Genomic DNA, 19,506 nt, shown 5'->3' on the forward strand with positions numbered 1-19,506 from the left:
CGGACGGGGGGTGCGGGGTTTGTCGGTACGGACGGCGGGGGCCGGGGCGTGAGGGGGAGGCCCCCGCCGTCCGAAGCTGCCGGAAGCCGTCAGCTCCCGGTGGTGCTGACCTGAAGCTGCTTGATCCCGTTGAGCCATGCCGAGCGCAGCCGCCGCGGGTCGCCGACCAGCCGCAGGTCCGGGAGCACATCCGCGATCGCATTGAAGATCAGGTTGATCTCCATCACGGCAAGGGACTTGCCGAGGCAGAAGTGCGGACCGCCGCCGCCGAAGCCGAGGTGCGGGTTGGGATCACGGGAGATGTCGAAGGCCTCCGGGTTCTCGAAGACCTCGGGGTCGTTGTTGGCCGAGGAGTAGAACAGCCCGACCCTGTCCCCCTTCTTGATCTGCTGACCGCCCAGCTCGACGTCCTGAGTGGCCGTCCGCTGGAAGGAGACCACGGGGGTGGCCCAGCGGACGATCTCCTCGGCGGTCGTCTCCGGCCGCTCGCGCTTGTAGAGCTCCCACTCATCGGGGTGGGTGAGGAAGGCGTGCATGCCGTGGCTGATGGCGTTGCGGGTGGTCTCGTTCCCGGCGACGGCGAGCAGGATCACGAAGAAGCCGAACTCGTCGGAGGAGAGGTTCCCTTCACCTTCCGCGGCGACCAGCTGGGAGACGATGTCCTTGGCCGGGCACTCCTTGCGGGCGGCCGCCAGATTCATCGAGTACGAGACGATCTCCATGGCCGCCTCGGTGCCGACCTCCTCGGTGATCGCGTACTCGGGATCGTCGTACGCGGCCATCTTGTTGGACCAGTCGAAGATCCTGGACCGGTCCTCCTGCGGTACGCCGATGAGCTCCGCGATGGCCTGGAGCGGCAGTTCGACGGCGATGTTGGTGACGAAGTCGAACGAACCGTCGTCGCCTGCGGCGGCGAGAGCGGTCTCGACGATCTGGCGGGCGCGGCTGCGAAGGGCCTGCTCCAGGGAGCGAATCGCCCGGGGCGTGAACCCCCGCTGGACGATCTGCCGGACCCGGGTGTGCTCGGGCGGGTCCATGTTCAGCATGATCAGCTTCTGGACCTCGATCTGGTCGCGGCTGATCGACTCGTTGAACCGGATGACCGCGGTGTTGGTGTTCGAGGAGAACAGCTCGGGATGGGTGGAGACGTACTTGACGTCCGCGTGCCGGGTGACGACCCAGTAGCCCTCGTCGTCGAAACCGGAGATACCGGCCGGCTGGGTGCACCACCAGACCGGGGCGGTCTGCCGCATCTGTGCGAACTCCGGGTGCGGAATGCGGGCTTGGAGCAGATCGGGATCGGTGAAGTCGAACCCTTCGGGCAGATGGGGGCAGGGCATCGGCAACTCCAGGTCGGGCCGAGAGTCGCCCGAACGATGTCTGACGACCCATCAGAAGTTGCCCGAAAGGTAGTAACGAGTTCTACAACTGGCAAGAGGGGTGGCTCGATCTGTTGCGTGAAGAGTGGGTGAGGCAGGTATGGAGTGGGCGCAAGGTGCGTGCAAGACCCTTGCGTACCCGGGGTAAGCCCCACAAGACTGCCTACAGAACTAGAACGCGTACTAGTTCCCCTCCGCGGGCGCCGGGACGCCCCTGCGGAAGTGCGAGGAGAGGACGAGCTCATGGCCGCGGAACCCGTCATCGTCGAAGCCGTACGCACCCCCATCGGCAAGCGCGGAGGCGCGCTCGCCAATCTGCACCCCGCCTATCTGCTGGGCGAGACCTACCGAGAACTCCTCGGCCGCACCGGCATCCACGCCGACTGCGTCGAACAGATCGTCGGCGGTACGGTCACCCATGCCGGCGAACAGTCCATGAACCCGGCGCGCAACGCCTGGCTCACCGTGGGACTTCCGTACGAGACCGCCGCCACCACCGTGGACTGCCAGTGCGGCTCCTCGCAGCAGGCCTCCCACATGGTCGCCAACATGGTTGCGGCCGGAGTGATCGACATCGGCATCAGCTGCGGTGTCGAGGCCATGTCGCGGGTGCCGCTGGGCAGCGGCTCCAAGCACGGACCGGGCAAGCCCTGGCCCGACGAGTGGAACGTCGACCTGCCCAACCAGTTCGAGGCGGCCGAGCGCATCGCCCGCAATCGCGGACTCACCCGGGAGAACGTCGACTCGCTCGGGTTGATCTCGCAGGAGCGGGCCGCCGTCGCCTGGGCCGAGGAACGGTTCAAACGGGAGACGTACGCGGTCCAGGTGCCGACCACCGAGGAGGAGCAGGCGGCCGGGCAGGGCATGTGGCGTCTGGTCGACCGGGACGAAGGGCTGCGGGACACCACGATGGAGGGGCTCGGCCGGCTCAAACCGGTCATGCCCACCGCGATCCACACCGCGGGCAACTCCTCGCAGATATCCGACGGCGCCTGCGCGATCATGTGGGCGTCCAAGCGGATGGCGCGCGCGCTCAAGCTCAAGCCGCGCGCCCGGATCGTTGCGCAGGCACTGGTCGGCGCCGACCCGCACTTCCACCTCGACGGACCGATCGACGCGACCCGCGCGGTGCTCGGCAAGGCCGGGATGTCGCTCAAGGACATCGACATCGTCGAGATCAACGAGGCTTTCGCATCGGTGGTGCTGAGCTGGACCCAGGTCTTCGAGCAGGACCTCGAGAAGGTCAACGTCAACGGCGGAGCCATCGCGCTGGGCCACCCGGTGGGTGCCACCGGGGCCCGGCTGATCACCACGGCCCTGCATGAACTGGAGCGCCGCGACAAAGAGTTCGCGCTGATCACGATGTGCGCGGGCGGAGCGCTGGCAACGGGCACGATCATTCAGCGGCTGTAACGCGGCACTGAACCGTGCCCCCGGCGGCATGGACCCGGAAGAGAAACCGGCCGGGTCCATGCCGCCGGGGCGACGGACGGGTGTGTCCGCTCAGTACGGCACGTGGGTGGGGAAGGTGGTGGTGGGGCCGAACAGTGTGGCGTATCCGTCTTCGTGCTGGCGGCGGTGCCGCCCGGACCGGCTCACCTCGGCGACCGGGGTCGCGAGCGTGAGCAGTCCGTCGTTGGCGAGCTCCTGCACGCGCATCAGCAGCGCGCGTACGTCCAGACCGAGTTCGGCGGCGACCGTCTGCACGTCGAGGCCGGACTCCCAGCTCCACAGCAGCACGGAGTCCATGCTGGGCGACCAGACGACCGTGTTCTCCATCTCGACGGGCGGCAAGAGAGGAGGGGGCGGGGCCGGGGCCGGCGGTGGCGTGTCCAGCGGCCGAACGATCACCTCTTCGCGCGGGTGAGGCACGGGGATCTCGGGTGCGGGTTCGGCCGGTGCTTCCCTCGTCGCTTGCGGGGGTTGGCTCAGGAGTTCCTGGGCGAGGGACCGGGCGTCACCGCGGCCCACCGTGCGTCGCGCTAATCGCACTTCGCGTTCGTTGAGGCCCATCATGTCTGCGATCGAGCCGTCGTCGCCGACTGTGACGGCGAAAGCCGCAAGCATCCTGCTCCGTTCCGCCTGCGCCTCGTCCAGTAGCGCCTGCGCCAGACGCATGCGTTCGTCGCTGGCGCAGAATGCTTCCGCCAGTACGGCGTTCCGATCCCAGAATTCTCGAGGTTCCACGTACGTGACAACGCTCCGGCGGCTGACGGGAACGGACGCGCAAGCAAAATGCGCCTAAATGGACCAACGGGTTATTAAGCTGGCCAATTTATATGAAGTAGATCGTTTGCCAAGTTGACCCCCGATACGAGCCCGCCTCGCACCCGGAGCCGAAGATCCCGAACCGACCGAAACCCCAGAGGCGTCACAGCAGGTCGGAGGGGATATGGGGCGGTCTGTCCGGGGCGCGGGCGGCTACTGACCCGGGCCGTGGAGGGCCATGGCCCTGTGGGAGTCCTCACTCGCCGGGGGCGTCGAATGTGACCCGGGCCTCGAAGGCGGCGCGGCGAGTGGCCCGGCGCAGCGCCTTCAGCAGCGTCGCGCCGACAGTGAGGGTCAGCACCGCGGTGAGCACGGCCCGGCCCAGGTCCCAGCCGAGCGATGTGGCCGTGCAGTACGCGAGGAAGCGGACCAGGTTCTCCGGCAGCGGGTCACCCGGCTGGAAGGAGATCCCCGAGCCGAGTCCGGGCACGATCGTCCATCCGTACAGGTTCATCACCGTGCCGTACGCGAACGACGCCACGAACCCGTACACCGCCAGCATCAGGAGCTCGGTCCGCCCGCGCAGCCGGTCCGGGCCCGGCAGCAGGCCCGCGCCCATCGCGAACCAGCCCATGGACAGCATCTGGAACGGCATCCACGGCCCCACCCCACCGGTGAGCAGCGCGGACGCGAACATCGTCACCGAGCCGAGCACGAAGCCGAAGCCGGGCCCGAGCACCCGGCCGCTCAGCACCATCAGGAAGAACATCGGTTCCAGCCCCGCCGTGCCCGCCCCCAGCGGGCGCAGCGCGGCGCCGACCGCGGCCAGCACCCCCAGCATCGCCACCGCCTTCGCGTCGAGACCGGAGTCCGCGATCATCGCGACGACCACGCCGACCAGCAACGGCAGCAGTGCGGCGAACAGCCACGGCGCGTCCTCGGAGTGCGCGAGGCCGGTGTTCCCGTCGGCCAGCAGCGGCCAGCCGAACGCGACCACACCGATCGCACTGATGAGGACGAGCGCGGCGATCGCGCGCGGCCCGAGACGTACCGGCCGTGTCTGGTGCCCGCTCATGACGCGGCTCCCAGCGCGCCGCGCACCTGCGTCACGGTCAGCCACTCCTGCGGGGCGAGGATCTTCGAGGTCTGCGGGGCGAACGCCGGGGAGGAGACCACCACCTGCCGGGTCTCCCCGTCCGCGACGGTCTCCCCGTCGGCGAGGATCACCACCCGGTGCGCCAGCTCGGCGGCGAGTTCCACATCGTGCGTGGCCAGGACGATCGCATGCCCCTCGGCCGCGAGACCGCGCAGCACCCCGACCAACCGGGCCTTCGCCGCGTAGTCCAGGCCGCGGGTCGGCTCGTCCAGGAGCAGCAGTGGGGGCCTCGCGGTGAGCACGACGGCCAGGGCGAGCGCGAGGCGCTGCCCCTCGGAGAGATCGCGGGGGTGGGTGTCGTCCGGCACACCGGGCAGCAGCTCGGAGACCAGGGCCCGACAACTGCCCGCTGCGGCGCCCGCATCGGCGTCGGCCGCGGCGCACTCGGCGGCGACCGTGTCCGCGTACAGCAGATCGCGTGGTTCCTGCGGTACGAGGCCGACCCGGCGCACCATCTCGCGCGGCGGCGTACGGTGCGGGGTCCGGCCGCCGACGAGGACGGTGCCCGTGGTGGGCTCGACCATGCCGACGAGCGCGGCCAGCAGGGTGGATTTGCCCGCACCGTTACGGCCCATCAGAGCGACGGTCTCGCCGGGGGCGACGGTGAGCGTCACCCGGCGCAGCGCCTCGACGCGCCCACGCCGCACACCGAGACGCTCGACACGGGCCGTGGCATCGGCGACGGGATGGGGAGCGGCGGTGGTGGTCTGTGCGCCGCGGCGCAGCAGCCGGGCGAGGGCGCCGCGCCGCGCGGGGGCGGTGGGCAGCGGGGCCACGGTTGCGCCGGACGGCGCGGGCGACGGGGCGGGCGGCTGTGCCTGTGCCAGCCGCTCGCGCAGGCCCGCCGCCCGGCGCCGGGCATCGCGGACCGAGAGCGGCAGCGGCTCCCACCCCGCCAGCCGGCCCAGTGCGACGACCGGCGGGTGGACCGGGGAGACGGCCATGATGTCCGCGGGCGCGCCCATGACCGGTGCGGCGCCCGGCGACGGCAGCAGGACGACCTGGTCCGCGTACTGCACCACCCGCTCCAGCCGGTGCTCAGCCATCAGGACCGTCGTACCCAGGTCGTGCACCAGCCGTTGGAGCACGGCGAGGACCTCCTCGGCCGCCGCCGGGTCCAGCGCGGACGTCGGCTCGTCGAGGACCAGGACCTTCGGGTGCGGGGTGAGGACCGAGCCGATCGCCACCCGCTGCTGCTGCCCGCCGGAGAGCGTGGCGATCGGCCGGTCGCGCAGCCCGGCCAGGCCCAGCAGATCGAGGGTCTCCTCGACCCGCCGCCGCATCACATCGGGGGCGAGGCCCAGCGACTCCATCCCGTACGCCAGCTCGTCCTCGACCGTGTCGGTGACGAAGTGGGAGAGCGGGTCCTGGCCCACCGTGCCGACCAGATCGGCGAGTTCGCGTGGTTTGTGAGTACGCGTGTCGCGGCCGTCGACCGTGACCCGGCCGCTCAGCGTGCCGCCGGTGAAGTGCGGTACGAGACCGGACACGGCGCCCAGCAGCGTCGACTTGCCGACCCCGGACGGGCCGACGAGCAGTACCAACTCGCCCTCGGGAATGGTCAGATCGACCCCGCAGAGGGTGGGGCGCTCCGTCCCCTCGTACTGCACCGAGACGTGCTCGAACCGGATCACTGGCTCTCCTTGGAGTTCGGGGCGCCCACCGGAGGCGGCACGGGCGCCACCACCGCGGGCAGCAGCCCGATCAGCACCGCCGCCGCGGGCCACAACGGAAGCACCGGTGCGACCAGTGGCACGACCCCGGGGTGCAGCGCCTCCCCGTCGACACCGCCTGCCCAGATCATCGCCACGGCCACCGCGACCCCCGAACCCGCCACCAGCCAGGCCCGCACACCCCACCGGTCGGGCCGGTAGCGGGTACGGACCGAGCGGGCCCCGCCGAGCCGCAGTCCGGCCATCGCGGCGACGAGCCCGGCGATCAGCAGCGGCAGGCCGTACACCGCACCCTGCGCGGCCAGCAGACCGTACGTACCCGCGCACACCCCGAGCAGCCCACCGAGCGTGAGGACGTTCGTGGTGTGCCGGACGACGGGCGGGACCTGGGCGGTGCGCCCGTATCCGCGCGCGTCCATCGAGGCCGCCACCGCGACCGACCGCTCCAACGCGCCCTCCAGGACCGGCAGTCCTATCTGGAGGACCGCCTTGATGCCGCCGGTCGGACGGCCCCGCAGTCGCCGTGCGGTGCGCAGCCGCACCACATCGGCGACCATGTTCGGCGCGAACGTCATCGCGACGACGACGGCGACCCCCGCCTCGTACAGCGCACCCGGCAGCGACTTCAACAGCCGGGCCGGGTTGGCGAGCGAGTTCGCCGCACCGACGCAGATCAGCAGGGTGGCCAGCTTCGCCCCGTCGTACAGCGCGAAGACCAGCTGCTCGGCGGTGACTTGGCCACCGATCCTGACGCCCTTCGCCCAGTCGGGCAGCGGCACTTCGGGGAGTGTGAACAACGGATGCGTACCGGGGATCGGCGAACCGAGGAAGATGGAGAAGACCAGCCGTACGCCGACGACGAACAGCCCGATCTTGATGAACGCCCCGTACGAACGGGCCCATGGCGCGTCCGTGCGGCGCGCCGCGACGACGTAACCCGCAACCCCGACCAGCAGCCCGAGCAGCAGCGGATTGGTGGTCCGGGAGGCGGCGGTGGCGAGGCCGAGCGCCCACACCCACCAGGCCCCGGCGGGCAGGGCGTTGCTCCGGGTCGCCCCGGGGGCGCGCAGCGGGCGGCGCAGCCGGACCGGGCCGGTGGTCGAGGCGGTCATCCGCGGCGGCGGCGGGCCTGCACGACTGCGGCTATGCCGAGGAGGAGAACGGCGCCGACCCCGACCAGCACCCCGGCGGACGGTCCGCCTCCGGAGCCGCCGGAGTCCCCCGAGCCGTCGGCGGCGGAATCGGCCGGGGACGCGGATGCGGACGCGGCAGGCGCCTCGTGCCCGTTGCCCGACACCTGTTCGCCGCAGCCCGAGTCCGGATAGCCGGATATGGCACAGAGCAGCGCGTCGCTGCTGTAGCGCAGCGGTTTGGCCACCGAGGCGAGCGCCTCCGCGGTGCTCGCGTCCGGGGCGACCTGCGCGCACGCGGTACGCAGCGCGGGCGGAGTCTCGCCGGCCGGGGCGTCCGCCGCCGTGCCCGGGTCGATGACCAGCGCGACCCGCTTGGTGCCGTCCTCGGCCGGGGTGTCCGCGCAGATCTTCGCGAAGCCGGGGGAGTGGCGCGGCTTCGCCGAGTCCTGGGAGTCCTCGCTCACCGAGAACCGGAAGCCCTGCACCGCGCCGTCGTCCGGCCGGACCAGGGACGGGCCCTGGGTGGCGTACGTCCAGCCGGTGCCGGAGCCCTCCCAGAACGACCAGTACCGGTACCCGGCCGCCTGGGCCGTCCCCGCGCCGAGCACGGCCAGGACGGCGCCCACCACCAGGAGAGCGGCGGCCCTTCCCGCCCGCCTCACAGCTGCTGGTTCTTCCGGCGGCCGCTGATCAGGAAGCCGGCGCCCGCACCGACGACGAGGCCGATGCCGACGTACCACCACACGCCGCCGATCACGTCGTCCCCGCTGTGGACCTGGTCCTTCTCCGTGGCCACGTACCCGGTGTCGGCGGACGGGTCGGGCGTCGTGATGGCCGCGGGGGCGGGACCGGTCGCGTTCAGCTTGTCGACCAGGTTGACGCCGCCGAAGTCGCGGGCGTCCGCGCCGGTCGCGTGCGCGGCGAGGGTGAGCTGCGCGTAGGCGGCGGGACCGTTCTGCTCGGCCCAGGCCGCGGAGTTCTTCTTCAGCCAGGCCACGGCCTTGGCCGCCTTGTCCTGGTGGCCCGCGGCCGACAGCGCGACGACCGCGTCCGCGGTGTTGCCGAAGTCGGGCTGCGGGGTGGAGTCGGTGGCGCCGGGCATCGGCGCCAGGTCGAGATGACCGTTGGTCGCGAGGGCGCCCGCGAGGAAGTGGGCGCCGTTCTGGGCTGCCTGCTCGGGTGTGAGCTCCGATCCCGGGTGGCAGCTGGGCGCCTTGACCGCGGCGTTGTCCCCGACGGCCAGGCCCTTGCCCATCGTGCCGAGCACGGCGGCCGCGGTGGCGTCCGCGTTGGCGGCGAGCTTCCCCTTCTTGTCGGGCTGGTAGGCGAAGGCGCCGCCGTCCTTGCCGCCGCACGGGATCGCGAGATCGATCAGTGCGTCGTAGGGGGTCTTGCCGCCCGGGGTCGTGATGTCCGCGATCCGCTGGCCCTGCCGGGCGAGGGCGCCGATCACCAGCGAGGTGGAGTTCGCGTCACTGGGGCTGCCCGCGGTGTAGCCCCAGCCGCCGTCCTCGTTCTGTACGGACTTCAGCCAGCGCACCGAGTTGTTCACGATGTCCCGGTGCCCGCCCACCTCGACGAGCGCCTGGACGGCGGCTGCGGTGGCATTGGTGTCCAGCACGGTCTTCTCGGTGCACGGCTGGGAGACATCGGGCCGGTACGAGGCGTAGGCGCCGTTGCCGCACTGCTGGGCGATCAGCCAGTCCACCGACTTCGTGGCGGGCGTGACGCCCTCGACCCGCTGGGCGAGGAAGGCCAGCGACTGCCGCCAGACACCGTCGTACGTGGGGTCCTTCGTCCCGTACAGCCCGGAAGGCAGTGCGACGGACGGCGAGGGTGACGGGGACGGCGCTGCGACCGCGACCGGGGCAGCGGCCGCACAGAGCACGGTGGCGGTGGCGGCGAGCATTGCTGCGCTGCGGCGTACGGTCATGGCGGGCGGGGCCTCTCCTGCGGGGGGAACCGGGCACAGGCACGCTCACGCACCAGGCTCCGGCTCCGTATACCTCGACGGTGCCGACCACCGGGGTTCCGGTGGTGCGAGCCGGTCACGACCGCGGACAGGGCATTCCGACTCACCGTCTCCTACGACGGTTCACGGCTGCGTGGTCAGTGCCGGATTTGCACCGGCTTCCCCCTGAACGGGCATGATGACGACTCGCACACTCTACCGGGACGCGGATTTCCCGGACCGGGGTGGGGAGGAGAGGCGGGGCAGCAGGCCGGCCCCTGATGATCGCCGGTGCGGCGGATGCCTGGCAGCGCAGCGGCGCTCGACCTGGTTGTCGGTCAGGACGGCCGCCTCGCGGTACAGAGTCGTCGCACCGGCCGCGTCGCCGGTCATCTGCACCAGGTGGGCGCGCGTGGCGCGTTCCCGTTGCCGGGTGAGAGGGTCCTGATCCAGTCCGTGGCGCCGGTTGAGGTCGTCGAGCAGCGCCAGCCCTCGGGCCGGTCCGTAGGCTTGGGCGACGGCGACCACCCGGCTCAGCCGCACCGGCGCGGTCGGGGTGAGCCGTTCCAGCCACAGGTACAGCATCGCGATCTGCGGCCAGTCCGTTTGTTCCGGCGTCGTGGCCGCCGCGTGCAGGGACGCGATCGCCGCCTGCAACTGGTACGGGCCCGTCTCGCGCCGGTTCCAGACGCCGTCGATCAGCTGGGTGCCCTCGCGGATGAGATCGCGATTCCACCGCGTGCGGTCCTGTTCGTCCAGCGGCACCAGCCCGCCGTCGTCGCCGGTGCGGGCCGCGCGCCGCGACTCGGTGAGCAACATCAGTGCCAGCAGGCCGGTCGCCTCGGCGCCATCCGGTACGGCGTCTCTGAGCATCCGGGTCAGCCGGATCGCCTCACCAGTCAGGTCGATGCGGGCGAGTTCGTCACCGGTGGAGGCCGTGTAGCCCTCGTTGAAGATGAGATAGAGCACCCGCATGACGGCGGTCGTCCGGCTGTGCCGGTCGGCGGCGGTCGGTGGGGTGAAGCGGGCCCCGGCGCGGGCCAGCCGCTGTTTGGCGCGGCTGATTCGGGTACCCATGGTGGTCTCGGTCGTTCCGTAGGCGTGCGCGATCTCGGCTGTCGTCAGGCCGCCGACCGCGCAGCGTGAGCGCCACCTGGGAGACCGGGCTCAGCGCGGGGTGGCAGCAGAGCAGCAGCAGGGTGAGGCCGTCGTCACTCTCCTGCGCAGGGCCCGCCCGGCGGGTCGGTTCCTGCATGGCCAGTTCGGCCATGCCCACTTCCTGCTCGCGCCGGCGCCGCGCCTGCTCGGAGCGGAGCAGAAAAGGGTTCTCGCGGCTACCTCGGAGTCGCCGGCCCGTTCTCGACACTTCTGTGCATGTGATGTGGATCACGCCGAGGGGGTGTCGAGAACCCGGACCCGGCCACGAGGTAACCAGCGGAACCCACCAAGGAGGACGAGATGTCTGAGACCAACCATCCGAGCGCCGAACTGAAGGCCCTGGACCGCCTGGTCGGCACCTGGGCGGTGACCGGCGGAGCCGAGGGAACCGTGCGGTACGAGTGGATGCCCGGCCGGTTCCTCCTGGAAGGTCGTTCTTTCTTGCCACCTGCGCCTGTTTCGCGTGGCGGGTGGACCTCAGCTCTTGACGGCCTCTGCGATCTGTAGGGCGGCCTGGGCGGGCGTGAGGTGCGTGGTGTCGACGACCTCGGCCTCGCCGTGCAGCCAGGTGCGGGCCGCCTCGGCGTAGGGCTCAAGGTGTTCGAGACGGAATGGGGAGGGGCCCATAAGAGTGTCCCTCTCGATGCGCCCGCGGAGGGTGTCTTGGTCGGCGTGGAGGACGAAGTGTCGTACCGGGATGGCATGTTGGGCGAGGCCCGTGCTGATCTCGCGCCAGTACTGCTCGACCAGGACAGTCATGGGGATCACCAGAGTGCCGCCGGTGTAGTCGAGTACGTGGCGGGCGGTCTCGACGACGAGCGGCCGCCACGGCGGCCAGTGCTGGAAGTTGCCCGTCCAGGGCAGCGCTGGCGTGATGTCCATGAGTGTCTCGCCGACCTTCTCGGCGTCGAACACCCGTGAATCCGGGATCAGTTGCTGCACGAGTGCACTGGTCGTCGTCTTGCCTGCGCCATGGGTGCCGTTGAGCCATACGATCATGGGACCCGACGCTAGCGCTGTACGGGCCGTGGGAACAGGCACAGCAGAAATCCGGTACGGCTTCGGCTTTTCTCAGGGTGGTGTCAACCACCAAGATCAGGTGTCACCTATCTCGAAAAGTCGCAGCTGACCATTGCGGCCGGCGAGCGAGTTGATCTTTGTTTGGCGACGGTACCTGCGGATGTCGTTGCAGAGCGCATAGGGTCGCCGGCATGGCACTGCGACCTGTTCAGGTGAACATAAAGGCTCTTGATGACTCGGCGGTCGGCCGGTTCTGGGCGGAGGCGCTCGGCTGGAGTGCTTACAGCGAGGGACCCGGCGTGACCAACGTTGAACCCGTCGGCGGCTTCGTTTGGCCGGACCCGGTCGCCGTCTGCGTCGACGTCGTTACCGTCCCGGAACCCAAGACGACAACAAAGAACCGTGTGCACCTCGATCTCGCCACCACCTCTGCGGCCCATCAGGCGGAGTTGGTCGCGCGCCTCCAGGCTCTCGGTGCGACGCCCGCCCAGGTGGGCCAGGGCGACGTGCCGTGGACGGTCCTCGCCGACCCGGAGGGCAACGAGTTCTGCGTGCTGGAGCCTCGGGAGATCTACCGGGACACCGGGCCGATCGCCGCGGTGGTGGTCGACTGCGCGGATCCGCGGGCCATGGCCCGGTTCTGGGACGAGGCGATGGACTGGACCCTGCACGAGGTCACCGACGATCATGCGGTGCTGCGCTCCGCCAAGGGTGCCGGCCCGTATCTCGAGTTCCTCCGCACGCCCGACGCGAAGACCGTGCCAGACCGCGTCCACCTTGACCTGCTGCCGTACCCCGGTGACGACAAAGAGACGGAGGTGGCCCGGCTGCGGGCCCTCGGCGCCACCGACATCGACCTCGGCCGGGGCGACGTCCCGTGGACGTGCCTGGCCGACCCGGAGGGCCACGAGTTCTGCGTCCTCGCCCCGTCCTGACGCGGAGCCTTGACGACATCCCGACACGTGAGCCTTGTGTGCTCATGTGTCATGCTCCCGGGCGGGCTGGGCTGCGGCGTCTTGGCCAACTCGGGCATGTCAAACCGCGATGTACGTCACCGGCTCGCTCCCCGCCACCGCCTCCGCACGCCCCAGCTTCACCAGCCGTCGCAGATGCGCCTCCGCCTCCGAGACGGCGATGCTCCGCGAGCCGTGCGGGATCTGCGCCCAGGGCCGGTTCCACTCCATCCGCTCGGCCAGCTGCCACGGCGTCAGCGGGGTGGCCAGCAGCTTGAGCAGCCCGGTCAGCCGCTCCTCGTGATGGTCCAGGAGTTCCTGTACGCGCCCCGCGGCATCCGCGAACGCGTACTGATGGGCGGGTAGCACTTCGGCGACCCCGAGCCTGCCGATGCGCTCCAGCGAGTCGAGGTAGTCGCCAATGGGGTCTCCCCTGCTCGAACGCAGCTGAGAGCTCGGGGAAGGGTCGGTCGCGGTCGCGTCGTCCGGGTCCTCGTACAGCCCGATGTGCGGACTGATCCCCGGCAGCAGATGATCCCCGGAGAAGAGCCGGCCACGGCCCGGCAGATTCCTCGGATGCTTCTCCTCCAGGTGCAGGCAGACATGGCCGGGCGTGTGCCCCGGCGTCCAGATGGCCCGCAGTTTGCGGCCGGCCAGACCGAGGAGTTCACCGGGAACGATCTCCCGGTCCGGAAGCGCGGCCCGCAGCCCGGGCAGCGTGCGCATCCGGCCCCTCTTCGCGGCGGCTGCCCGCAACGGCGCGAGATGCTCCTCGGGCGCACCGACCGCGGTGAGTTTCGCCGAGAGATACGTCAGCCAGGTACCCGGCCGGGACTCACGGGTCCGCCGCACGATCGCGGTGTCCGCCGCATGCATGGCGATCCAGGCCCCGGACGCCTCACGCACCTGCCCGGAGAGACCGTGGTGGTCCGGGTGATGGTGGGTGATGACCACACCGTGGATGTCGCCGATATCCACACCGGTGGCGGCGAGCCCGTCGGTGAGCGTGTCCCACGCCTCCGGATCGTCCCAGCCCGTATCGATCAGGACCGGCCCGCGATCGGTGTCGAGAACATGCACAAGAGTGTGGCCGAGCGGATTGTCGGGGATGGGGACCTTGATGCTGTGTACGCCCCCGCCGTGGTCGGTCACCTGCGTCATGGGCTCCCCATCTCTCTCCGCGGCCTGGTCGGCGTACCGGACGTACGGCTGTGCGGTGCACCGCGCCCACTGTAACGAGAACTTGTTTCAGTAGTAGCCCCAGTCGACCATCTATTCGTTCGGGGGTGCCCCTCGGTCGCGCGGCGGGCCGGACTGATCGGTCGGCGGTCCGGGTGGGCGCTGTCGCAGCCGTGGACTCCTGGAACTGGAACTGGTATCAGTTCTGACACTGAGTCAGGTAACGTGCCGGGTCGCGGGAGGCAGCAGCCATGACCGAGCTTGTCGAACACGGAAAACTGTTCATCGGCGGGGAGTTGGTCGATCCGCTGGGCCGGGATGTCATCGAGGTCATCTCCCCGCACACCGAACAGGTCATCGGCCGGGTGCCGCATGCCTGCGAGGGGGATGTGGACCGGGCGGTCGCCGCCGCCCGGCGGGCCTTCGACGAGGGGCCCTGGCCGCGGGCGTCCCTCGACGAGCGGATCGAGGTGATCACCCGGATCAAGGACGCGTTCGCCGTGCGGTACGAGGAGATCGCCCGGGTCATCAGCTCGGAGAACGGCACCCCGTACACGTCCGGTGTCATGGTGCAGGCGCTTGCCGCGATGATGGTGTGGGACGCGGCGATCACCGTCGCCCGCAGCTTCCCGTACGAGGAGCGGCGGGACGGGGTGCTCGGGCCGCTGCTGGTGCGTCGGGAGCCGGTGGGGGTGGTCGCGGCCGTGGTGCCGTGGAACGTTCCGCAGTTCACCGCCGCCGCCAAGCTCGCGCCCGCGCTGCTGGCCGGCTGCTCCGCCGTGCTCAAGGTCTCGCCCGAATCCCCGCTGGACGCCTACATCCTGGCCGAGATCGCCGCCGAGGCCGGGCTGCCGGAGGGGGTGCTGTCGATCCTTCCGGCCGACCGTGAGGTCAGCGAGTACCTGGTCGGGCATCCGGGCGTCGACAAGGTGTCGTTCACCGGGTCCGTGGCCGCGGGGCGCCGGGTGATGGAGGTCGCCTCCCGCAACCTCACCCGGGTCACGCTGGAGCTGGGCGGGAAGTCCGCCGCCGTGATCCTCCCCGACGCCGATCTGGACGCGGCCGTCGCGGGCATCGTCCCCTTCGCCTGGATGATCAACGGCCAGGCGTGCGTGGCCCAGACCCGCATCCTCGTCCCGCGCTCCCGCTACGACGAGATGGCCGAGGCGTTCGCCGCCGCGGCGGGTGCGCTGAAGGTCGGCGACCCGCTCGACCCCGCCACCGAACTCGGCCCCCTCGTCGCGCAGCGCCAGCAGCGGCGCTCGCTCGACTACATCCGGATCGGCCAGGACGAGGGCGCCAAGATCCTTACCGGCGGCGGACGTCCGGCGTCCCAGCAACGGGGCTGGTACGTCGAGCCGACCCTCTTCGGCGACGTCGACAACTCCATGCGCATCGCCCGCGAGGAGATCTTCGGCCCCGTCATCTGCCTCCTGCCGTACGGTGACGAGGCCGAGGCCGTACGGATCGCCAACGACTCCGACTACGGGCTCAGCGGCAGCGTCTGGACCGCCGACACCGAACGCGGCATCGACATCGCCCGCCGGGTCAGGACGGGCACGTACAGCGTGAACACCTTCAGCCTCGACATGCTCGGCCCGTTCGGCGGCTACAAGAACTCCGGTCTGGGACGGGAGTTCGGCCCCGAGGGATACGCCGAGTACTTCGAGCACAAGATGATCCATCTGCCGGCCGGATACGAGGGGGCGTCGTGATGGGGGACCGCTGGGCCGTGGAGGTCGACCGCGGGGTCTGCATCGGCTCCGGGCTGTGCGTGAACCATGCCCCGGGCGGATTCGCGCTGGATTCCGCCCGGCAGTCCCACCCGGCAGCCCCGGAGACCGACGCCAACGAGAAGGTCCTCGCCGCGGCCGAGGGATGCCCGGTCGAGGCGATCACGATCACGCTGATCGGATCGGGGGAGGCCGTCTTCCCACCGGAGGAGTAGAGAAAGGAGCAGGCGGGAGGGTGACGTCGATCCGCGGCGGGCTCGCGCAGCCGCTCGGCGCGGGGTCGTGCCTGGCATCATCGCAACCCTGTTGTTCCTGAGCCGGCCTGTCCGAGAGATATGAGCTTCACCGCGGCGGGTCCTCTCCGACGAGCCCGTCCACCGACTCCCGGATGAGGTCGGCATGGCCGACATGCCGCGCGTACTCCTCGACCATGTCGATCAGGATGCGCCGCAGGCTCGGAGGGCGCCTGGAGGCGATCGACGCGGACCACACACACCTCGTCGCCACCACCGACGAACCGGACTGGTACGCCGAACAGCTCACGGCGATCAAGGCGCCGTTCCGCATCGTCGGACCACGTGAACTACGCGAAGCCGCCCACGTTCTCGGACAGCGGCTTCTCCAGGCAGGCACCAAGCCGTTCGAGGAGGGCCTCGGGGGCTGACCCCTGCGCGCGATCCGGCCGTGCGGTCCGCGCTCGTCGAGGCGAGCACGTATCGCGTATCGCCGGGCCGGGCGCCCGTCCGGGAGATGCCGCCCAGCGGGCTGTACGGCAGGGAGGCGATCCCCAGCTCGGTGCCCAGACGCAGTTGCGGCTCGGCTCGGGCGTGGTCACCTCGCCTTCGATGGTCAGCCAGTTGTCGTTGTACCGGTCGCCGATGACCGCCGGGAACCGGTAGCGCAGCGGGCGCAATTCGATGCGATGTTCCTGATCCGCGAGCAGCGCCGCCCAAGGGTGCCACGCACCGCCTTGGCTGGACGCGGCCCGCTGACGGCCCGGGACCGGACCCGCACCATGTAGGCCGCCACCATGCCGACGTGCGACGGTGTGTGCACCGACCCCGTGTGACGGGGGCTCCGGTCTCCTTACGGTGACGACCATGGAGACTTCTCAGAGCCCGGACCACGGGCCCGCCCGGCAGGCCGCCCCGCCCACCGTCCCGCCGCCCGCCGCGGTTCCCTCGCCGCCGCCCGCAGACCGGCTCCTTGCCGGGCGCAGCGCCCTGGTGACCGGTGCCGCGAGCGGTATCGGGCGGGCCTGCGCACAGGCCCTGGCCGCCGCCGGCGCCCATGTCCATGTGGTGGACAAGGCCGCAGACGCCGCGAAGAGCCTGGCGGAGGCGATCGGCGGGACGGCGTGGGTGGTCGATCTCTCCGTCCCCGAAGCGGTGGACAGGCTGCCCGCCGACGTGGACGTCGTGGTCAACAACGCCGGGCTCCAGCACGTCGCCCCGGTGCACGAATTCCCACCGGACCGCTTCGCGCTGATCCAGCGCGTCATGGTGGAGGCCCCGTTCCGCATCTTGCGCCGGACCCTGCCGGGCATGTACGAACGCGGCTGGGGGCGCGTGGTCAACATCTCGTCCGTGCACGGCCTGCGGGCCAGCCCTTATAAATCGGCCTATGTGATGGCGAAGCACGCACTGGAGGGACTCAGCAAGGTGGTCGCGCTCGAAGCGGCGGAGCACGGGGTGACGAGCAACTGCGTCAGCCCCGGGTACGTACGCACCCCCCTGGTCGAGAACCAGATCGCGGACCAGGCCCGTACGCACGGCATCTCCGAGGAGGAGGTGGTGGGCCGGGTCATGCTGGAACGCAGCGCGATCAAGCGCCTGATCGAACCCGACGACGTCGCCGAGGCCGTGCTGTGGCTCTGCGGACCGCGTACCGCGCACATCACCGGCACCTCGCTCTCCATGGACGGCGGCTGGACCGCCAACTGATCCCCCGACCCCTACGAACGATGGCCGCCCATGTCTGAACCGTCCGCCTCCGCCGCGCCCCATCTGCGGCGCCTCCTCGACCTGCTGGCCGACGACGCTCCCGCCGAGGCGCTGGGCGCCGTCTCCTCGCAGGCGCGGGCAGCCGGTGTGCCCACGGGCGATCTGGCGGAGGTGGAGCGGGCCACAGCCACCGCCCTGCGGATCAGGGGCGCCCTGCGGCAGCACCGGCGCCGCGAGCTCCAGCTCACCGCGCTCTTCGACACCGCGGGCGACCTGGCCGCATCCCGCGACCTGGACGACGTGCTGAAGGCGATCGTCCGCCGCGCCAGGATGCTGCTCGGCACGGACACGGCGTATCTCACGCTCCCCGACGAGGAGGCGGGGGACACCTATATGCGGGTCACCGACGGGTCGGTGTCGGTGCTCTTCCAACGACTGCGGCTGGAGCTCGGCCATGGGCTCGGCGGTCTGGTGGCGCAGACCGCGAGCCCGTACGCGACCCCCGACTACCGCACCGACGACCGCTTCCACCACACCCGCAACATCAACGCCGGGGTGCTGGACGAGGGGCTCATAGCCATCCTGGGCGTGCCCCTGCTTCTCGGCTCCAGCCGCGGCGGTACGGGAAAGGTCATCGGCGTCCTCTTCGCGGCCGACCGTGCCCCCCGCGTCTTCAGCCCCGACGAGGTCGCCCTGCTGTGCTCGCTCGCCGCACATGCCGCGATCGCCATCGACACCGCCCGCGCGCTCGCAGACACCCGGTCCGCGCTGGACGAACTGGCCGAGACCAACGCCGAGCTGGCCGAGGCCAATGCGGCCGTACGGGCCCACTCGGCGGCGATGCGGCGCGCCGAGGAGTCCCACGACCGGCTGACCGATCTGGTCCTGCGCGGACGCGACGTCAAGGATGTCGCCGCGGCGGTCGCGGGGCTGCTGGACTCCCCGCTCACCATTCACGACCCGGGCGGGCGGCCCCTGGCGGCGGTCCGGCCCGACGGTGCGGACTTCGCCGCCGACAGCATGGACGCCGGGTGGCTGGCCGAGACCGCCGAGGAGTCCCGTACGGGTGCCCGCGCCGTGCACCGCGACGGCCGGTGGATCTGCGCGGTCCTCGCCGGACAGGAACTCCTGGCCGGTCTGGTCCTGCACCGGCGTGAACAGCTCGACGACTCCGACCGGCGGCTGTTCGAGCGGGCCTCGGTGGTCACCGGACTCCTTCTGCTGCTGCGGCGTACGGTCGCCGAGACCGAGAACCGGATCCGCGGAGAACTGATCACCGACCTGCTGACCGACGCGGACCGCGACCCGGCCGGACTCGCCGAACGCGGCCGACGCCTCGGCATCGACCTCGACCGCCCGCATCTGCTGCTGGTGGCCGAGGGCGGAGCCCGGGAGAGGCTGGCTCCTGCCGCGATGCGCTATCTGTTCGGCGGGGACATCCACGGGGTGAGCGCCGAACATGCGGGGAACGTGGTGCTGTTGATAGAGGCCGACGACCCCGGTCCGGCTGCCGGTGACGCGGCACGCGCGGCGGCGGCCCAGCTCGGCCAGCTGATCCAGGCCCCCGTCACCGTCGCCGCCACCGGGCCGGCCCGCGGCGCCCGGGAGCTGGCCTCCGCATACGGGGAGGCCGCCCGCTGCCTGCGCGCCATGCGGGTCCTGGGGCGTGCGGGGGAAGGGGCGTGCGTCGAAGAACTCGGCTTTCTGGGCGTGGTGTTGGGTAACTCCCAGGACGTCGAAGGCTTCGTCGCGGCGACACTGGGGCCGCTGCTGGAGTACGACGCGCAGCGCGGCACGCATCTCGTGCGTACCCTCGGTGCCTATTTCGGGTCCGGGGGCAGTCTCATCCGCGCCAAGGACGAACTTCACGTGCACGTCAACACGGTGGTGCAGCGGCTGGACCGGGTGCAGGTGCTGCTGGGGCGGGACTGGAACGAGCCCGGGCGGGCGTTGGAGCTGCAACTTGCTTTGCGGTTGCATTTGTTGGCGGGCGGCCGGGAGCGGTAGAGGCCGTCCGGCC

The 19,506-nt window shown here is 70.9% G+C and carries 18 protein-coding genes, 1 pseudogene and 1 riboswitch; of the genes and pseudogenes, 8 read left to right on the forward strand and 11 right to left on the reverse strand.

What is annotated here, in order from left to right:
* Positions 1–89 precede the first annotated feature (89 nt).
* A complete protein-coding gene (locus tag OG953_RS30035; protein ID WP_405688205.1) occupies positions 90–1,340 on the reverse strand; it encodes a cytochrome P450 in 1,251 nt (416 codons plus the stop codon).
* 282 nt (positions 1,341–1,622) lie between these two features.
* Here OG953_RS30035 and OG953_RS30040 point away from each other — a divergent pair, with 282 nt between their 5' ends.
* Positions 1,623–2,792 carry a steroid 3-ketoacyl-CoA thiolase gene (locus OG953_RS30040; RefSeq protein WP_383979641.1) on the forward strand — a complete coding sequence of 390 codons (1,170 nt, stop codon included), beginning with the start codon at positions 1,623–1,625 and terminating at the stop codon, positions 2,790–2,792.
* A 90-nt stretch (positions 2,793–2,882) separates the two neighbouring features.
* On the opposite strand, the gene OG953_RS30045 is transcribed toward OG953_RS30040, so the two are convergent.
* From OG953_RS30045 to OG953_RS30075, 7 genes are all read right to left on the reverse strand, one after another.
* Positions 2,883–3,497 carry a hypothetical protein gene (locus OG953_RS30045; protein WP_405688207.1) on the reverse strand — a complete coding sequence of 205 codons (615 nt, stop codon included), beginning with the start codon at positions 3,495–3,497 and terminating at the stop codon, positions 2,883–2,885.
* A gap of 346 nt (positions 3,498–3,843) precedes the next feature.
* Positions 3,844–4,662, reverse strand: a complete 819-nt coding sequence (locus OG953_RS30050) for an ECF transporter S component (protein WP_405688209.1) — start codon at positions 4,660–4,662, stop codon at positions 3,844–3,846.
* A complete protein-coding gene (locus OG953_RS30055; RefSeq protein ID WP_405688211.1) occupies positions 4,659–6,377 on the reverse strand; it encodes an ABC transporter ATP-binding protein in 1,719 nt (572 codons plus the stop codon). Before OG953_RS30055 ends, OG953_RS30050 begins: the two co-directional genes overlap by 4 nt.
* Positions 6,374–7,528, reverse strand: coding sequence for an energy-coupling factor transporter transmembrane component T (locus OG953_RS30060; protein ID WP_405688213.1), 1,155 nt, complete (start codon positions 7,526–7,528; stop codon positions 6,374–6,376). The genes OG953_RS30055 and OG953_RS30060 overlap by 4 nt, the downstream gene beginning before the upstream one ends.
* A complete protein-coding gene (locus OG953_RS30065) occupies positions 7,525–8,211 on the reverse strand; it encodes an SCO2322 family protein (protein ID WP_405688215.1) in 687 nt (228 codons plus the stop codon). Before OG953_RS30065 ends, OG953_RS30060 begins: the two co-directional genes overlap by 4 nt.
* Positions 8,208–9,482, reverse strand: a complete 1,275-nt coding sequence (locus OG953_RS30070; RefSeq protein ID WP_405688218.1) for a prenyltransferase/squalene oxidase repeat-containing protein — start codon at positions 9,480–9,482, stop codon at positions 8,208–8,210. The genes OG953_RS30065 and OG953_RS30070 overlap by 4 nt, the downstream gene beginning before the upstream one ends.
* Positions 9,483–9,590: 108 nt before the next feature.
* A riboswitch (cobalamin riboswitch) is annotated at positions 9,591–9,726 on the reverse strand.
* Complete coding sequence (locus OG953_RS30075; protein WP_405688220.1) at positions 9,717–10,577, reverse strand: RNA polymerase sigma factor; 861 nt, start codon at positions 10,575–10,577, stop codon at positions 9,717–9,719. Its footprint overlaps the riboswitch before it by 10 nt.
* Positions 10,578–10,958: 381 nt before the next feature.
* On the opposite strand from OG953_RS30075, the gene OG953_RS30080 reads away from it, so the two are divergent.
* Positions 10,959–11,165, forward strand: a complete 207-nt coding sequence (locus OG953_RS30080) for a hypothetical protein (RefSeq protein ID WP_405688223.1) — start codon at positions 10,959–10,961, stop codon at positions 11,163–11,165.
* On the opposite strand, the gene OG953_RS30085 is transcribed toward OG953_RS30080, so the two are convergent.
* A complete protein-coding gene (locus tag OG953_RS30085; RefSeq protein WP_405688224.1) occupies positions 11,136–11,657 on the reverse strand; it encodes an ATP-binding protein in 522 nt (173 codons plus the stop codon). The two genes, OG953_RS30080 and OG953_RS30085, sit on opposite strands and share 30 nt — an antisense overlap.
* A gap of 212 nt (positions 11,658–11,869) precedes the next feature.
* Between OG953_RS30085 and OG953_RS30090 the strand changes: the two genes are divergently transcribed.
* Positions 11,870–12,613 carry a VOC family protein gene (locus tag OG953_RS30090; RefSeq protein ID WP_405688226.1) on the forward strand — a complete coding sequence of 248 codons (744 nt, stop codon included), beginning with the start codon at positions 11,870–11,872 and terminating at the stop codon, positions 12,611–12,613.
* A gap of 99 nt (positions 12,614–12,712) precedes the next feature.
* Here the strand turns inward: OG953_RS30090 and OG953_RS30095 are convergent, their stop codons facing one another.
* Positions 12,713–13,792: an MBL fold metallo-hydrolase gene (locus OG953_RS30095; protein WP_405688228.1), complete on the reverse strand. Its 1,080-nt coding sequence runs from the start codon at positions 13,790–13,792 to the stop codon at positions 12,713–12,715.
* Positions 13,793–14,061: 269 nt separating this feature from the next.
* Between OG953_RS30095 and OG953_RS30100 the strand changes: the two genes are divergently transcribed.
* Both OG953_RS30100 and OG953_RS30105 read left to right on the forward strand, forming a co-directional pair.
* Positions 14,062–15,525 carry an aldehyde dehydrogenase gene (locus OG953_RS30100; protein WP_405688229.1) on the forward strand — a complete coding sequence of 488 codons (1,464 nt, stop codon included), beginning with the start codon at positions 14,062–14,064 and terminating at the stop codon, positions 15,523–15,525.
* Entirely contained in the window at positions 15,525–15,758 is a 234-nt protein-coding gene (locus tag OG953_RS30105) for a ferredoxin (protein WP_405688231.1), read from the forward strand. Before OG953_RS30100 ends, OG953_RS30105 begins: the two co-directional genes overlap by 1 nt.
* A gap of 127 nt (positions 15,759–15,885) precedes the next feature.
* Here the strand turns inward: OG953_RS30105 and OG953_RS30110 are convergent.
* Positions 15,886–16,002: pseudogene (locus tag OG953_RS30110) on the reverse strand (DUF664 domain-containing protein); the annotation flags it as partial.
* Here OG953_RS30110 and OG953_RS30115 point away from each other — a divergent pair.
* The 3 genes from OG953_RS30115 to OG953_RS30125 all read left to right on the forward strand — a co-directional run bounded on the left by OG953_RS30115 (position 15,974) and on the right by OG953_RS30125 (position 19,493).
* Positions 15,974–16,207, forward strand: coding sequence for a hypothetical protein (locus OG953_RS30115; RefSeq protein ID WP_405692480.1), 234 nt, complete (start codon positions 15,974–15,976; stop codon positions 16,205–16,207). The pseudogene OG953_RS30110 and the gene OG953_RS30115 sit on opposite strands and share 29 nt — an antisense overlap.
* 436 nt (positions 16,208–16,643) lie before the next feature.
* Positions 16,644–17,486, forward strand: a complete 843-nt coding sequence (locus tag OG953_RS30120; protein WP_405688232.1) for a 3-hydroxybutyrate dehydrogenase — start codon at positions 16,644–16,646, stop codon at positions 17,484–17,486.
* A 30-nt stretch (positions 17,487–17,516) separates the two neighbouring features.
* Positions 17,517–19,493 carry a helix-turn-helix domain-containing protein gene (locus OG953_RS30125; protein ID WP_405688234.1) on the forward strand — a complete coding sequence of 659 codons (1,977 nt, stop codon included), beginning with the start codon at positions 17,517–17,519 and terminating at the stop codon, positions 19,491–19,493.
* Positions 19,494–19,506 lie beyond the last annotated feature (13 nt).

It is taken from the genome of Streptomyces sp. NBC_00057, assembly GCF_045041165.1.
In the GTDB taxonomy this organism is placed as follows: Bacteria; Actinomycetota; Actinomycetes; order Streptomycetales; family Streptomycetaceae; genus Streptomyces.

Bases quoted from the DNA above. Each gene is read 5' to 3' on its own strand.
- OG953_RS30035 (WP_405688205.1), bottom strand. From the start codon at position 1,340: ATGCCCTGCCCCCATCTGCCCGAAGGGTTCGACTTCACCGATCCCGAT.
- OG953_RS30040 (WP_383979641.1), top strand. From the start codon at position 1,623: ATGGCCGCGGAACCCGTCATCGTCGAAGCCGTACGCACCCCCATCGGC.
- OG953_RS30045 (WP_405688207.1), bottom strand. From the start codon at position 3,497: ATGCGTCTGGCGCAGGCGCTACTGGACGAGGCGCAGGCGGAACGGAGC.
- OG953_RS30050 (WP_405688209.1), bottom strand. From the start codon at position 4,662: ATGAGCGGGCACCAGACACGGCCGGTACGTCTCGGGCCGCGCGCGATC.
- OG953_RS30060 (WP_405688213.1), bottom strand. From the start codon at position 7,528: ATGACCGCCTCGACCACCGGCCCGGTCCGGCTGCGCCGCCCGCTGCGC.
- OG953_RS30070 (WP_405688218.1), bottom strand. From the start codon at position 9,482: ATGACCGTACGCCGCAGCGCAGCAATGCTCGCCGCCACCGCCACCGTG.
- OG953_RS30075 (WP_405688220.1), bottom strand. From the start codon at position 10,577: ATGGGTACCCGAATCAGCCGCGCCAAACAGCGGCTGGCCCGCGCCGGG.
- OG953_RS30080 (WP_405688223.1), top strand. From the start codon at position 10,959: ATGTCTGAGACCAACCATCCGAGCGCCGAACTGAAGGCCCTGGACCGC.
- OG953_RS30085 (WP_405688224.1), bottom strand. From the start codon at position 11,657: ATGATCGTATGGCTCAACGGCACCCATGGCGCAGGCAAGACGACGACC.
- OG953_RS30090 (WP_405688226.1), top strand. From the start codon at position 11,870: ATGGCACTGCGACCTGTTCAGGTGAACATAAAGGCTCTTGATGACTCG.
- OG953_RS30095 (WP_405688228.1), bottom strand. From the start codon at position 13,792: ATGACGCAGGTGACCGACCACGGCGGGGGCGTACACAGCATCAAGGTC.
- OG953_RS30100 (WP_405688229.1), top strand. From the start codon at position 14,062: ATGACCGAGCTTGTCGAACACGGAAAACTGTTCATCGGCGGGGAGTTG.
- OG953_RS30105 (WP_405688231.1), top strand. From the start codon at position 15,525: ATGGGGGACCGCTGGGCCGTGGAGGTCGACCGCGGGGTCTGCATCGGC.
- OG953_RS30115 (WP_405692480.1), top strand. From the start codon at position 15,974: ATGTCGATCAGGATGCGCCGCAGGCTCGGAGGGCGCCTGGAGGCGATC.
- OG953_RS30120 (WP_405688232.1), top strand. From the start codon at position 16,644: ATGGAGACTTCTCAGAGCCCGGACCACGGGCCCGCCCGGCAGGCCGCC.
- OG953_RS30125 (WP_405688234.1), top strand. From the start codon at position 17,517: ATGTCTGAACCGTCCGCCTCCGCCGCGCCCCATCTGCGGCGCCTCCTC.